Origin of the sequence: Staphylococcus simulans (genome assembly GCF_002994445.1) — a bacterium.
Taxonomy (GTDB): Bacteria; Bacillota; Bacilli; order Staphylococcales; family Staphylococcaceae; genus Staphylococcus; species Staphylococcus simulans_B.
This window is the reverse complement of the sequence record NZ_MRZJ01000006.1, coordinates 1-17,359: the sequence shown is the minus strand read 5'-3', so window position 1 is coordinate 17,359 and position 17,359 is coordinate 1. Positions and strand designations below refer to the sequence as shown.

The window sequence follows — 17,359 nt, the reverse complement described above, 5'->3', positions numbered from 1 at the left end:
TCCGCAAATATTCTGATTAGATATTATGTTCCAATTTAGTAACAGTATAATCCACCAACTAAAAAGTATTCAATCAATATTCGTAATCAAAATTATTATTTAACAATACTAAATTTAGAATTACATGACATTAATAAACTAATTATAAAATCAACATTTACTTAACAAACTTTACATGTAATTAACAAAAGCACACACCATTTTCCAGTATCACAAAACAAAAAGAAGACGCCCTTTGAATACAAAGGACGCCTCAGCTTACTTATTCGATTTAACTACTATTGTCTTACTGATCTTTATTGTCTTTCTTGCGGCGTTTGCCGAATAACAACCAAGCACCTAGTCCTGCAAATAATGTTCCGAATAATGTTTTCTTCACATCATCTTGACCAGTATCAGGCAATACCTTATCTTTCGCTTTCTCGATTACACTGCCTGCACCTTTAGATTGTGCTTTACGGTCATCTTTTGAAGGTGTGCCTTCTTTTTCAACATGGCCTTCTTGAACCTCTGTCTGTTGCTCAGTTGTTTGAGGTTCAGTTGGTACTTTCGGTGTATCGTTATTGCCTTCGCTTTCACTTGGCGCAGATGGCTGCGTTGGTGTTGTAGGTACTTCCGGTTGTTGTGGTGTTTCCGGCTCTTCTGGTTGCTGTGGTGTATCTGGTTCTTCTGGTTGCTCTGGTGTACCTGGTTCTTCTGGTTGCTCTGGTGTACCTGGTTCTTCTGGTTGCTCTGGTGTACCTGGTTCTTCTGGTTGTTCTGGTGTACCTGGTTCTTCTGGTTGTTGTGGCGTACCTGGCTCTTCTGGTTGCTCCGGTGTCTCCGGTTCTTCTGGTTGTTCTGGTGTTTCCGGTTCTTCTGGTTGCTCTGGTGTACTTGGTTCTTCTGGTTGTTGTGGTGTACCTGGTTCTTCTGGTTGCTCTGGTACTGTACCTGTACCGCGTTCAATAATTCTGTCTGTTTTATCAATCACGATAATAGATGTTGTATCTGGGTTGATCAGTTCTCCTGTCTTAGGATCTACACCGTAAACTGCTGTTGTTTGTTTTTGACCTGTCTTACCGATTTGAACTTCGTATTCTGTGCCGACCGGTAAGTTTGGATTATCTCTGTAGATTGTTTCAAATGGTATATCTTCTACGACTACCACTTTTGTTCCGACACTGATAACTCTGTCTTTAGGCAAGTTGTTCGGATCATTCGGGTCGCCTGGTGTGCCTTCTTCTATAACTTGTGTTTCGCCTACTGGTAAATCAGGGTTCGGTTTATAAGTTACAGAAGGTGCGACAGGCCCGTATTCTACAATGCGGTTCACCGGTGCTTGTGTAATTGTTTCTTTCGTTGTCGGATTAATTAATGCACCTGTGGCCGGATCGACTTCATACGTTGTCGTTGTTTGGCTTGTACCTGTTTGTCCTTCTTGTGCAACATGGTTCACTGTGCCGACAGGCAAGTTTGGATTGTATCGAACTTCAGTTTCATACGGAATCGTTGTTGTTGCCTGTTCAACATTATTTATACCGATAACTTCATTAACCGGCGGTGTAGTGATTTCGGTAACCGCTTCTTTGCCAGGTGCTTTTGTTGTTGTTTCAATGCCTGGCTGTCCTGGTGTTGTCACTGTTTGTGTACCAATCGGCTGTGATAGGTCCGGGTTTGGTTCATAAGTTGTTTCTGGCGGGATTTCTATTGTGACTGTAGATGTTGTTCCTACACCGATTTCGATAATTCTGTTTTGTGCTGGTGTGCGTGTTGTTGTATTTGAAACAGGATTTTCTAATACGCCTGTCTCTGGGTCGACTTCGTACGTTGTTGTTGTTTCTGTTTGTCCAGTCACACCTGCTTGTATTTCATTTTGTGCACCTTGCGGCAAGTCTGGATTTTCAACATAAATCGTTTCAAATGGTACATCATTTGTTGTTGTTTGTGTTGTACCTTTAGCGATAACTTGTGTCGTCGGTACATTTGTTGATGTTTGTGTTGTCGGATTAATGAGTGCACCGGTTACTGGGTCGACTTCATACGTTGTTGTCGTTGTCGTCGCTCCATCTTGTCCTGGAGTTACCACATTTTCATAACCGATTTGTGCATCTGTACCGATATATTTTGTGTCATAAGGTACGGCTGTAGTATCTGTCGCAACATTTCCGACATGAACAATCGTATCCGTCGGCGGATTATTTGGATCATTCGGATCACCTGGTGTACCTTCTGTTGTCGTTGTTTGTCCGACAGGCAAGCTTGGATCTGGTTGATATACCACATCGCCGGCAACTGGTCCGTATTCTACAATACGCTGTACTGGGTCTTTCGTTGTTGTTTGTGTTGTCGGATTAATAAGTGCGCCTGTTTCTGGGTCGACTTCGTACGTTGTTGTCGTTGTCGTCGTTCCATCTTGTCCATCTTGTGCGACATGATTTGTCGTACCGACAGGCAAGTTTGGATTATAGCGTTCAATCGTGTCAAATGGTACTGCTGTCGTTGTTTGCTCGACATTATTCACACCAATGACTTCGTCTACTGCAGGTGTTGTCACTTCAGTCACAGCATCTTGTCCTGGTGCTTTCGTTGTTGTTTCAATACCTGGTTGTCCTGGTGTTGTGACTGTTTGTGTACCTAGTGGTTGTGATGGATCTGGATGTGCTTCATACGTTGTATCCGGCGCAATCGGTGATGTTGTTGAAGTTGTTGTACCGACACCGATTTCAATAATACGATCTTGTTTTGCGATATCTGTCGTAGTGACTTCTGTCGGATTTTCCAATGCGCCAGTTTGGCTGTTAATGACGTATGTCACTGTTGTTGTAGTTTGTCCTGAGACACCTGCTTGAATTTCATTTTGCGTACCTTGCGGCAAGTTTGGATTTTCTCTGTAAATCGTTTCGAAAGGCACATCATTCGTTGTTGTTTGTGTTGTACCTTTTTCGACCACTTGTGTGACTGGCGGTACTTTAGATGATGTGACATCTGGATTGATTAAAGCACCTGTAGTCGGGTCGACTTCATAGGTTGTTGTTGTCGTCAATGTACCGTCTTGTCCTGGTGTTACTACATTTTCATAACCGACAGCTTGATCAGAAGGTACATATTGTGTGTCATAAGCAATCGGTTCAGATTCAGTTGCCATATTGCCCACTTTCACTATTGTTTCTGTCGGAGGATTATTCGGATCATTCGGATCGCCTGGTGTACCTGGGATTGTTTCAGTTTCGCCATATGGCAGGCTTGTATCTGGTTGATACACTGTACCGCCTGCGACCGGTCCGTATTCCACAATACGTTGTGTCGGATTCACAGTTGTTGTCTCAGATTGCGGATTGCTTAATGCGCCTGTTTCTGGGTCGACTTCATACGTTGTTGTCGTAGTAATTGTGCCGTTTTGACCTTCTTGCGCCACATGATCTGTTGTGCCGACCGGCAGATTAGGATTGTATCTGACAATTGTGTCATACGGAACTGTTTGTGTTGTCGTATCCACATTGTCGACTCCGATAACTTCATTCACTGCCGGCGTTGTGATTTCTGTGACTGCAGTTTTGCCAGGTTCTTTCGTTGTAGTTGAGACGCCTGGTACACCTGGTGTCACCACATTAGTCTCTCCTGTTCCGGCATTCGGATCTGGGTTTGCGACATATGTTGTCTCAGGCGGAATTTCAGTTGTTGTTGTCGCTGTTGTGCCGACACCGATTTCAATGATTTGGTCTTGTGTTTCTGTTAAGATTTTATCTGTTGAAATCGGGTGTTCTAATTCTCCTGTTTGCGGATTCACTGTGTAAGTCGTTGTTGTTTCTGTCAGTCCTGCAATACCAGGTTGAATTTCATTTTGTGTACCGACAGGCAAATCAGGATTTTCACGGTAAATCACATTGTAAGGGTTGTCTGTTGTTGCGACTTGAATCGTACCTTTTTCAACCACTTCATTGACAGCCAGTGTTGTTGTCGTTGTGATTTGAGGATTGCTTAATGCACCTGTTGTCGGATTTACTGTATACGTTGTTGTCGTAGTAGTTGTACCTGTTTGACCAGGTGTTTGTACATTCGTATACGTTGTCGGCTGTGCAACACCTGTATAAGTTGTACCGTAAGGCACTTGTTCAGTTTCTGTTGTGACATTTCCAACTTTCACAATCGTATCTGTCGGCAAGTTATCCGGGTCGTTCGGATCGCCTGGTTGTCCAGGAACTGTCGTAGTTTGACCTGCTGGTAATGTCGCATCAGGCTGATAAACAATACCGCCTGCGACTGGTCCGTATTCCACAATTCGATTCACCGCATCAATCGTTGTTGTTTGTGTTGTCGGATTCAATAATGCACCTGTTGCCGGATCGACTTCATACGTCGTTGTCGTTGTGACTGTACCGTTTTGACCTTCTTGTGCCACATAATCTGTTGTGCCGACAGGCAGGCTCGGATTGTAGCGGATAATCGTGTCATATGGTACTTCAGTTTCTGAACGTTCGACGTTATTAACACCAATGATTTCATTTACCACTGGAAGCGTCACTTCTGTTACTGCTTCTTGACCTGGTGCTTTCGTTGTTGTTGTTTCTCCTGCTTGTCCAGGTACTGTAACCGTTTGTTCCCCAATAGGCTGCGTAACATCTGGATTCGCTTCATATGAAGTTGTCGGCGCAATCGGAGTCGTTGTAGATGTTGTAACACCTGTTCCGACTTCGATGATACGTTGTTTTGCTTCTTGTGTTGTCACAGTTGTTGAAGTTGGATTTTCAAGCGCACCTGTATCTTGATTCAACGTATAAACCGTTGTTGTTTGTGTTGTTCCGACACTGCCTGCTTGAAGTTCGTTTTGCGTACCTTCAGGCAAGTTCGGATTTTCTACATAAACTGTTTCATACGGCAAATCAGATGTAGTGACTTGTGTTGTACCTTTTTCAACGACTTCTGTCACTGCAGGTGTCGTATTTGTTGTGACAGTCGGATTTAATAATGCACCTGTTTGCGGATCGACATCATAGACTGTTGTCGTTGTTGTCGTACCCTCTTGACCTGCGACTTTCACATTTTCATACCCGACCGCTTCAGTAACCGGAACATATTGTGTATCAAACGGCAATACGCTGCTTTCAGTCACCTGATTACCGACTTTCACTACTGTTTCAGTCGGCGGATTATTCGGGTCGTTCGGGTCGCCTGGTGTACCTGGAATTGTTTCAGTTTCGCCATACGGCAAGCTAGTATCCGGTTGGTAAACTACCGTACCTTCAACCGGACCGTATTCAATAATACGGTTCACTGGCGCTGTTGTACTTTCAGTTGTCTGCGGATTGTACAGTGTACCTGTTGTTGCATCAACTTCATACGTTGTCGTGATAGTCGTTGTACCGTTTTGGCCTTCTTGAACCACTTGATTCACTGTACCGACTGGTAAATCCGGATTATAACGCACAATTGTGTCATAAGGCTGTGTCGTTGTTTGTGTATCCACATTATCGACACCAATCACTTCATCTACTGCAGGTGTAGTGACTTCAGTAACCGGATCTTGACCTGGTGCTTTCGTTGTTGTTGATTCGCCTGCCACACCTGGTGTTAATACTGTGTGGTCGCCAGCGCCTGGGTCAGTATTTGGATTTGCGACATAATTCGTGATAGGCGGAATTTCGTTCGTTGTTGTCGTTGTCGTACCGACACCTACTTCGATAATTCTTGTTTGCGCACTCTGCAAGACTGTTGTTTCAGATGTCGGATTCTCTAATGCGCCGGTACCTGCATTCACTTGATATGTCGTTGTTGTTTGTGTTGTTCCAACAATACCTGGTTGAATTTCATTTTGCGTACCGACTGGTAAATCTGGATTTTCTCTATAAATTGTGTCATATGCGATATCCGTTGTCGCAATTTGAACTGTACCTTTTTCAATCACTTGTGTTGTTGCTGGTGATGTTGTCGTTGTTGTGACTGGATTTTGCAGTACGCCTGTTTTTGTATCTACTTCATACGTTGTCGTTGTTGTTGTCGAACCATTAACTCCTGGTGTTTGTACATTCGTGTAAGTCGTCGGCTGATCCACTGCCACATATTGTGTGTTGTATGGTACTGGACTTGTTTCTGTTGTCACATTACCTACTTTAACTACTGTATCTGTCGGCAAGTTATTCGGATCATTCGGGTCGCCTGGTGTTCCTGGTACTGTTGATGTTTGTCCTGCCGGCAATGTTGAATCAGGTTGATAAATCGTACCGCCTGCGACTGGTCCGTATTCCACGATTTGTGTCACTGGGTCAATCGTATGCGTTTGTGTTGTCGGATTAGACAACGCACCTGTATTCTGATCGACTTCATATGTTGTTGTCTCAACTGTTGAACCGTTTTGACCTGTTTGTGCAATATAATTTGTTGTTCCTGTCGGCAAGTTCGGGTTATAACGTGTAATCGTTTCGTACGCAATTTCTGTTTCTGTTTGCGTCACGTTATTGACACCGATGACTTCATTAACCGGTTGAGTTGTTACCACAGTTTCTGCAGGTTGTCCTGGTGCTTTAGTTGTTGTCGATTCACCTGGCACACCTTGAGTAACCACTGTTTGTTCGCCAATCGGCTGTGTCACATCCGGCTGCGGTTGATAGCTTGTTGAGGGCGCAATCGGTGTTGTTGTAGATGTTGTCACACCTGTACCGACTTCGATAATACGATTTTGACCTTCTTTTGTTGTGACAGTATTCGTTGTCGGATCAGATAACGCGCCTGTTTCAGGATTGACTGTATAAGTCGTTGTTGTTTGTGTTTGTCCGACAATGCCTGCTTGTACTTCATTTTGTGTACCTTGCGGCAAGTCTGGATTCTCCACATAAATCGTTTCGAAATTCACTTCATCTGTCGTCACTTGCGTCGTACCGACTTCAATGACTTGTGTTGTGCCTGGTGTGTTGGATGTCGCAGTTTGCGGATTCACCAATTCACCGGTATCTGGGTTAACCTCATAAGTGGTTGTCGTTGTAGTGGTACCATCTTGTCCTGGTGTTAATACATTTTCATAACCGACCGCTTCATTGACACCTACATAACGTGTATCGTACGGCACTGTCGTTGTAGTCGTATCCACATTATCGACACCCACCACTTGATCGACTGCAGGTGTTGTTTGTGTCACAGGTGCTTGACCTGGTTCTGTCGTTACAGTTTGAGAACCTGCTTGACCAGGTGTCAGTACAGTTGTACCCCCAATACCTGCATCACTGTCAGGATCAGCAACGTATACTGTTTTCGGCGGAATTTCTGTTGTTTCTGTTGTTGTCACACCTGTACCGCGTTCAATAATACGGTCTTGTTTTTCAACTAATGTTGTCGTTACTGATACACCGTTTTCTAATAATCCAGTTGTCGGATTCACGCTGTACGTTGTTGTCACTTCTTCATGTCCAACCACACCTGCTTGGACTTCATTCTCAGTTCCTACAGGCAAGTTAGGATTATCTCTATAAATCGTATCGTACTGAATATCATTCACTGTGACTTGTTTTGTACCGATTTCGATTACTTGCGTCACAGGTTCAGTTGTTGCTGTGGTTGTCGTTGGATAAATCAACGCACCTGTATTTGGATCCACTTGATACGTCGTTGTCGTAGTTGTTGTACCATTTTGACCTGTTGTCGCAACGTTTTCATATCCAATCGGCTGATCTACTGCTACATATTGTGTGTCGAACGGCAATGTTGTTGTTTGTGTATCGACATTATCGACACCAATTACTTCATTAACCGGCGGTGTTGTTACAGTTGTGACTGCATCTTGTCCAGGTTCTTTGACTGTCGTAGACTCTCCTGCGGCACCTGGTGTGATGACTGTCGTATCTCCTGCACCCGGGTCAGGGTTCGGTGCTGCTTCATACACTGTTTGCGGCGGAATCACTGTTGTTTCTGTCACCGTCACACCTGTTCCGACTTCAACAATTCTGTCTTGTTTCTCTGTTACCGTCACTGTGTTTGCGATTGGATTATACAATGCACCTGTTTCAGGATTTACAGAATAAGTCGTTGTCGTTTGTGTTTGACCGATGATACCCGCTTGAATTTCATTTTGTGTACCTTGTGCTAAATCAGGATTCTCTCTATAGATTGTCGTATAAGGGACATCTGATGTTGTCACTTGTTGTGTACCGATTTCAACCACTTCTGTAACAGGTTCAGTCGTTGTTGATGCCGCAACTGGATTGCTTAATGTTCCTGTTGCTGGATCTACTGTATACGTTGTAGTTGTCGTCGTCGCACCATCTATACCTGCTGTTTGTACATTAGTATAGCCGGTTGGTTGAGTCACACCGACATATTGCGTGTCATGCGGCAATACTGTAGTTGCTGTATCCACATTTCCGACGTTAACAATCGTATCTGTAGGCAAGTTGTTCGGGTCATTCGGGTCGCCTGGTGTACCTTCTGTTGTCGTTGTTTGTCCGATTGGAAGGCTTGGATCTGGTTGATAAATAATTTCCCCTGCGACAGGACCGTATTCGATAATTCGGTCAGTCGGCGCTGTTTGTGTCGTTTCAACTACAGGATTCAACAATGCGCCTGTATTTGGATCAACTTCATATGTTGTCGTGGTTGTTGTGACACCATTTTGTCCTTCTTGTGCGACTGCGTCGGTTGTACCGACCGGCAAGTTCGGATTATAACGTTCAATCGTATTGAAAGGAATCGGCTGTTCAGCTACATCCACGTTATCGACGCCAATCACTTCTGTCACTGGTTCTGTCGTTGTTGTAGTAACCGCTGTTTGACCTGGTTCTTTCACAGTTGTAGAAACGCCCGGCTGTCCTTGTGTCACAATTGTTTGATCGCCTACACCAGCATCTGTATCAGGGTTGGCTTGATATGTTGTAGATGGAGGTATCGGTGTTGTTGTAGTTGTTGTAACACCTGTACCGACTTCAATAATCTGATCTTGTTTTTCCACAAGCGTTGCTGTTGTGTCGACTGGATTTTCAAGTGCGCCTGTTTCAGCGTTCACTGTATAAGTCGTTGTCGTTTGTGTTTGGCCGACGATACCTGCTTGAATTTCATTTTGCGTACCGGCAGGCAAGTCTGGGTTTTCTTGATAAATCGTTTCATAAGGGACATCAGTTGTCGCAACTTGAACTGTTCCTTTTTCAACGACTTGTGTCACTGGCGGAATTGTCGTCACTGCTTCAACTGGATTAGATAATGCGCCTGTTTCAGAATCTACTTGATATGTTGTAGTTGTGATTGTCGTACCGTCTTGACCTTGCGTTTGTACATTCGTATATGTTGTCGGTTCGTTTACCCCAACGTACGTTGTGTCATAAGGCTGTGTTGTCACATCAGTTTGTACATTGCCCACTTTAATAATCGTATCTGTAGGCAAGTTATTCGGATCATTCGGGTCGCCTGGTGTACCTTCAATCGTTTGTGTTTGATTATAAGGAACATTAGCATCCGGCTGATAAACTATGCCGCCTGCGACTGGACCGTATTCTACAATTTGGCTGATTGGCGGTGTCGTCGTTGTCGAAACTTGAGGATTCGATAATTGTCCTGTATTCGGATCCACATCATAAACTGTTGTCGTCGTTGTCACACCGTCTTGACCTTGCTGCACAATCACATTGGTACTGCCGACTGGTAAGTTCGGGTTGTAACGAGTGATAGTATCAAAGCTTTGTGTACTTGTTGTTGTGTCCACATTATCGACACCGATTACTTCATTCACCGGTTCAGTCGTTGTTGTCGTTACCGCATCTTTGCCCGGTTCTTTTACTGTTGTCGCAACCCCTTCTTGTCCTGGTACCAAGACTGTTAAGTCCCCTGTACCCGCATCTGCATCCGGGTTAGCTTGATAAATAGTTTCAGGCAATATTGGTGATGTCGTACTTGTTGTGACACCTGTACCGACTTCAATGATTTGATCTTGTTTGTATTGTGTTGTCACTGTATCAGATGTCGGATTTTCCAACGCGCCTGTTTCAGGATTGACTGTATATGTTGTTGTTGTTTGTGTTTGTCCTGTCACACCTTGTTGTACAACGTTTTGTGTACCTTCAGGCAAATCAGGGTTTTCTTGATAAATCGTGTCATAAGCTACCGTATCAGTCGTAACTTGAACTGTTCCTTTTTCAACAACTTGTGTAATCGGCGGTACTGTTTGGTTTGTTGTGACTGGATTTGACAAGGCACCTGTATTCGGATCGACATCATAAGTTGTCGTTGTCGCAGTTGAACCTGCTTGTCCTTCTGTTCTGACATTCGTATAATCTGTCGGCTGGCTGACACCTACATATTGAACATCATATGGAATCGGCGCAACATCATAAGTTGTGTTGCCGACTTTAATGATTGTATCAGTAGGCAAGTTGTTCGGGTCGTTCGGATCCCCTGGTGTGCCTTCAATCGTAGTCGTTTGATTATAAGGCAAGCTTGGGTCTGCTTGATAAACTGTATTGCCTGCGACTGGGCCGTATTCCACAATTTGTGTTACTAGCGGTGTTGTTTGTGTTGAAATCTGCGGATTCGATAATTGGCCTGTATTCGGATCCACATCATATGTTGTTGTCGTCGTTATTACGCCATCTTGACCTTGTTGTGCAATCACATTGGTACTGCCGACTGGTAAATTAGGATTATAACGTGTGATAGTGTCAAAGCTTTGTGTACTTGTTGTCGTATCTACATTATCTACACTGATTACTTCGTTTACCGGCGGTGTTGTCACTTCTGTGACTGGGTCTTGTCCTGGTTCTTTCGTCGTTGTAGCTTCACCTGGTGTACCCGGTGTGACTACTGTTTGATCACCTGCACCAGCATCTGGATTCGGGTCAGCTACATAACTTGTTGTCGGCGCAATCGGTGCTGTTGTAACTACTGTTGTACCTGTACCGACTTCAACAATACGATCTTGTTTTGCGATAGTAGTCGTCTCTGCAGATGTCGGATTTTCTAACGCACCTGTCTCAGGATTAACTGTATACGTAGTCGTTGTCGTCGTTTCCCCTGTAATACCTGCTTGCAATTCATTTTGAACGCCTACTGGCAAGTCAGGATTTTCTTGATAAATCGTGTCATACGCAACAGGTGCTGTCGTGACTTGAACTGTACCTTTTTCAATGACTTCAGTTACCGGCGGTGTTGTTTGTGTCGCAACTCTTGGATTGATTAACGTTCCTGTATTCGGGTCTACTTCATATGTTGTTGTCGTTGTTGTTGTGCCGTTTTGGCCCGCTGTTTGAACATTTGTATAATCAACAGGCTGATTTACGCCTACATATTGTGTGTCATATGGCAGTGTTTGATCAGAAGTACTGACATTGCCGACATAAACAATAGTATCTGTCGGTAGATTATTCGGGTCATTCGAATCTCCCGGTGTACCTGGTACTGTCGTTGTTTGATTATAAGGCAAATTCGGATCTGCTTGATACACTGTATCGCCTGCGACTGGCCCATATTCCACAATACGCGGTGTGGCTGGTGAAACTTCTTCTGTCGTCACAGGATTAGATAGAGCACCTGTATTCGGATCTACTTCATACGTTTTGATTGTTGTTGCTGTACCGTTTTGCCCTTCTTGAACCACTACATTTTCAGAGCCTACAGGCAATGTCGGATTATATCTGTTAATCGTTTCGAAAGGAATCGGTGCAGTTGCGGAATCCACATTATCTACGCCGATGACTTCATTCACTGGCGGTGTTGTCGTTACAGTAACCGCATCTTGTCCTGGTTCTTTCGTCGTTGTCGCAACACCGTCTTGTCCTTGTACAATAACAATTTGATCACCCGTACCAGAATCTTTATCCGGATTCGGCTGATACGTTGTTGTCGGCGTAATCGGTGTGGTTGTGACAGAAGTTGTACCTGTACCGACTTCAATAATACGGTCTTGTTCTTGTACTAACGTAATCGTATTTGAAGTTGGGTTTTCTAATTCTCCAGTACTGCTGTTGATTGTGTATGTTGTTGTCGTTTGCGTTTCTCCCACAATACCTTGTTGAATGACATTTTCTGTGCCTTGCGGTAAATCAGGATTTTCTTGATAAATCGTGTTATAAGGTACATCACTCGTTGTGACTTGAACTGTACCTTTTTCAATGACACGTGTCTCAGCCGGCACAGTAGTTGTATTTGTTTTTGGATTAATCAATTCGCCTGTTGCTGGATCTACATCATATGTTGTCGTTGTTGTGATTAAACCGTCGCTGCCTTCAGATACAACATTGCGATACGTTGTCGGTTCACTCACACCGATATATTCTGTGTTATGAATAATCGGTGTTTCTGTTGTACTGACATTACCTACATAAATAATGGTATCTGTCGGCTGATTATTAGGGTCATTCGGATCTCCTGGAGTACCTGGTACAGTTGTTGTTTGACCAGCAGGCAGATTAGGGTCTGCTTGATACACTGTATCGCCTGCGACCGGACCATATTCATATACTTGGTCCACTGGGTTGATGGTGCTTGTCACACTTTGCGGATTCGATAATGCGCCTGTTGTACTATCAACATCATAAGTCGTTGTCACCGTTGTTGAACCATTTTGACCTTCTTGTACTAGCGTACTTGGCGTACCGACTGCCAAATCAGGATTATAGCGATAGACCGTATTGTATGGCACTGATGTCACGTTTGTGTCCACATTGTCGACCGCAATTACTTCGTTGACCGGCGGTGTTGTCACAGTCGTGACCGCATCTTTACCTGGTTCTTTCACAGTCGTTGATTCTCCTGGAACACCTGGTGTTGTGATAGTTTGGTCACCCACACCTGCATCAGGATTCGGGTCAGCTACATAACTTGTTGTCGGCGGGATCGGTGATGTTGTAGATGTTGTTACACCTGAGCCTACTTCAATAATCTGATCTTGTTTTTGCGTTAATGTTGTCGTTGTTGAAGTCGGGTTCTCTAAAGCGCCTGTTGTCGCGTTCACTGTATAAGTCGTTGTTGTTTGTGTTTCGCCTAAGACACCTTGCTGCACAATGTTTTGTGTACCCGCAGGCAAATCAGGATTTTCCACATAAATCGTGTTATACGGTACATCATCCGTTGTGACTTGAACCGTACCTTTTTCAATGATTTGTGTTACAGGCTGTGTCGTTTGTGTTGTCGTCACAGGATTAGATAATTGTCCTGTTGTCGGATCAACTGTATAAGTTGTCGTCGTTGTTGTAGAGCCTGCTTGACCTTGTGTTTGCACATTAGTATAGTCTGTCGGCTCATTGACACCTACATATTGTGTAGTATATGGAATCGTCGTTGTGGTTGCTTGAACGTTATTGACACCTACAACCTCATTCGTCGCAGGTTGTGTCACATTGATAATTGTATCTTTACCTGGTTCTGTCGTAACTGTTTGAGAACCTGGCACACCTTGTACGACAATTGTTTCTGTACCTAAAGGTTGTGTCGCGTCAGGATTAGCTTGATAACTCGTTGTCGGTTGAATTGTTTCTACTGTTGTTTGTGCCGGAACCGCTTCAGGGTTGACTGAGTTATTACTGATTAAAACAATACGCTGAATCGTATTAAGGTTTAATGTACTTAAATCTTTACTGCTGGTACCTGAAGGTGTAGAACTTGCACTTGTCGATTCTGCTGTATTATAAGTCGGAGCCCCTGTTGAGAATCCTTTTTGTGCTGCCTGCAAGTCTACAACATCTGACCAAACCGTATCTGCGTCTGCACTTTGGTTCGGATCACTAAAGTGTGTCGCATTCCATGTTTTCACAATATATGAACCATTCCACTGCATATAACCTGGTGAGTTCGGGTCCATGTAAATCAAGTTCGGTTTACTTCCGTTGACACTTTGACCGCTAGTCACAATGCTGTTCTTTTGGAAGTTGATATAGTTGGCATTGTCAAAGATAAATTGACGATTCTGACTTGTACCGCCTAATGGAATAGACAGAACTTCCGCATAATAGTCTCTGTTGTCTGTTCTTAAGTCTAAAGTGGCGTTGTCTTTTACCCATAACAATGCACTTTGCGTACCTGTCGCATTGATGTTTACCAAGTCATTATAAGCACCGACTTGCGTTTTAGTATCTGGATTCCATTGGTGGTTCTTCGCATCTAAGAATAACGTCGCATATTCATCGATTAAGATTTGCGAGTTGCCGTCTAATCCGATTAAGTTGTTCGTCGAATAGTCTCCGGCGCGGTGACCATCTGAATAAGCAATAAACTTAGAATATTGCCCTACTTCAAATGTACTGCCGGTACCCATATTGACAATATTTTCGTTACCTTTTTGCGATACATTAATTGTAGAATTTGCACCGGTATAGAAAGTACCATCATTGCCGAAATTGAAAATATTTTGACCTGTAATATTAAATGTCGAGCCATCTCCAACAATTAACGAACCGCCATTGCCGACTTGGAATGCTGTTGTGCCGTTAGTTGTTCCCCAAGGATTAGATGGAGAGACATTCATCGTCACTTTAGAATTCGTACCTGTTTGAATCTTGCCGCCGTCAGACACTTGCAGCGCACTGCCTAGACCTGTACGTGTCATCGTCACAGTCGCATTCGGTGCGATATTAATATTTTTAGCACCGATATTGGCACGTGTAGTTGCACTATCGCTGCTGATAGAACTGAAATTACCGTTAATATTCACCGTAACATTTTGGTTTGCGGCTGTATTATTAATCAAGTTGCTGCCGGTATGCGTCACATTTTCAAACGTAATCGTATTGGCAGTTGTCGTACTTGCTCCGAATGTAATCAAACCATTGGTATTGTTCGTATTAATCGTCGCGTTTTTGACCGTTAAATCCCAGCTGCCTGAAGTTGCAGGAGCATTAATAATATAGTTGCCTGAATTTAAAGTATAACCGCCGCCATCAATAGTCACACTGCGCCCTGTAGACGTTTGAAGTGTAGGCGAATTTGTGCCGGTAATATTACTTGTAAGCTGGATATTCGAAACTGTTTTGTCATTTAATGCCGCAACTAATTGATCCCAAGTGCTGACTTGCGTTGCGGGTGCTGGTGCTGCGAAAGCCGCAAATGACATCATACGGAATGTAGGCGATACGGTTGTTGAACTTACCGTCGTCGGTGCAGTAGATGTAGTAGTCATTGGTGTTTCGCCGATAGGGTCGCTGCCAGGCGCATTCGATGTATTAATCAAGTAAGACGTTAATAACGCCCCAGCAATTTCTTCATTCGTCGCATCATTAACATCTACAGCCATGCCGTCAACGACTTGCTGGGCTGTATCAGGTGATAAATTATCTTGTGTTGCCAAATAATCCGTTAAAGCAGCTTCTTTATCCGTACTGCTCTCTAATGTTTGCGATAAATCTTGAGAAAGTGTCGGTGCTGGTGTTGCTGTTGGTGTAATCGTTGCCTCACTGGTTTGGCTTTGCGATGTTGTGCCCTCACTGCTTGTTGGTGCTTCTGTAACATTTGAAAGTGATGATGTATCTAAAGATGAAGTCGTGTTGGTTGGACTTGATGTACCTGACTCTGCAGGTACAGATGAAGATTGTGAAGTGTCGTTGGATGTGGATGGTGCTGTCGTATTTGAATCTGTTGCTGGTGCAGGTGTTTCAGTTGTTGTTGAATTTGATTCTTGTGTAGGCGCCGCCGTATCCGGTGCAGGTTCGGATGTGCCTGCAGAACTATCAACAGCTGGTGCTTCTGTTGTCGGTGTTTGTTCAGCCGGTGTTGTCTCTGTACCAGTCGATGGCGCAGTTTCTGTTGTCTGTGTTTCTGTTGCTGGTGCCTCAGGTGCAGGTACCTCTGTTGTTGGCTGGCTCTCTGCAGCTGGTTGGCTTTCTGTCGGTGCTGTTGTATCTGTTGGTGCAGGTGTTGATGCACTGTCTGTTGTTGGTGTTGTGGTCGGATCAGTTGAACCTTCACTGCCGCTGCCATTACTTGAATCACTGCCTGATGAACTAGAACTGCTTGTTTCCGCAGCTTTTGCTTCATCATTCGTGCCTAAAATCAACATTGTGCCTAATAGAATCGAAGCCGTACCCACTGTGAATTTACGAATGGAGTATTTATTACGTCTATTAGGAAGAAAATCTAATTTTTTCATAGAAAAAATTCCTCCTCATGATTAAAAAACCTTAACTTTATCCCTTTGTTTTAAATAAACTATGTTGTCCTCGAAATTTGGTTAATTGTAATAATTATACCCGTTACTCAATAAATGTCTATAACTATATATTGCATTTAGCAATATTGAACAAAATCTTAATAATTGATAAACAGGTTGTACTTATCCTTATACCTTCTTCTAACACACACTAATAAAACTAAACATACAAATTAATGACAAATATTTTCATAAACTTCCTTATTATTCATAAAAAAAGCGCCCCTCATTTAAGAGGGACGCCAGTAACAATTTCATATTTCTATAGGAGTTTTGAAATTTCTTTTATAATTTTTTTGACAGTAAGCTGTTTGAGACTTATTTATTGTCTTTGCGGCGACGATTCTTACCAAGTAAGAACAATGCGCCTAATCCAGCGAATAGTGAGCCGAATAATGCACCTTTGTTTTCATTTTGACCTTTATCAGGTAAAGCTTCTTTATCTGATTTAGCAGCTTGACGTTCTTGAGATTGAGTTGGGACAGACTCATCTTGAGCTACGTCATTGCCAGGTGCTTGTGTTGCTGGTGCTTGTGGTTGTGCCGGTGTTTCAGCTGGTGCTTCTGGTTGTTCTGGTGTTTCAGCTGGTGCTTTTGGTTGTGCCGGTGTTTCAGCTGGTGCTTCTGGTTGTGCCGGTGTTTCAGCTGGCGCTTCCGGTTGTTCTGGTGTCTCAGCTGGTGCTTCCGGTTGTTCTGGTGTCTCAGCTGGTGCTTCCGGTTGTGCCGGTGTTTCAGCTGGTGCTTCTGGTTGTTCTGGTGTCTCAGCTGGTGCTTCCGGTTGTTCTGGTGTCTCAGCTGGTGCTTCTGGTTTTTCTGGTGTTTCACCTGGACCTTCTGGTTGGTTAGGTGTTTCACCAGGTTGTTCTGGTGCTGGTTGACCTGTACCTCTTTCAATAATGCGATCTTGTTTGTCTGTCACAGTTACTGTTTCAGTACGCGGGTTAATCAATTCACCTGTCTTAGGATCCACTTCATAAGTTGTCACTGTTTGAGTTTTGCCAGTAATACCTGGTTGGACTTCTCTTTCAGTTCCAACTGGTAAGTTTGGATTATCTTGATAGATTGTTTCATATGGTACATCATTTTCTTCCACTACTTTATTACCAACGTGAATCACTGTGTCTGTCGGCGGGTTATTAGGGTCATTCGGATTACCTGGCTTACCTGGTGTTGTGCTTGTTTCACCAACTGGTAAGTTTGGATCCGGTTTGTAAACTGTACCGCCTTCGACTGGACCATATTCTGTAATGCGGTCTACTGGTGGTGTTGT

General features: G+C 43.7%; 2 protein-coding genes and 2 pseudogenes. All 4 read right to left on the bottom strand.

Annotated features, from left to right (window positions below; genetic code table 11):
* Positions 1–286 precede the first annotated feature (286 nt).
* Complete coding sequence (locus C7N65_RS08740; protein ID WP_415918793.1) at positions 287–13,726, bottom strand: G5 domain-containing protein; 13,440 nt, start codon at positions 13,724–13,726, stop codon at positions 287–289.
* 915 nt (positions 13,727–14,641) lie between these two features.
* Positions 14,642–14,950 (bottom strand): annotated as a pseudogene (locus C7N65_RS12905) (pectate lyase-like adhesive domain-containing protein); the annotation flags it as partial.
* 945 nt (positions 14,951–15,895) lie between these two features.
* Positions 15,896–16,030, bottom strand: a pseudogene (locus tag C7N65_RS12900) (YSIRK-type signal peptide-containing protein); the annotation flags it as partial.
* 378 nt (positions 16,031–16,408) lie between these two features.
* A partial coding sequence (locus tag C7N65_RS08735; protein WP_199790674.1) for a G5 domain-containing protein occupies positions 16,409–17,359 on the bottom strand: 951 nt, incomplete at its 5' end.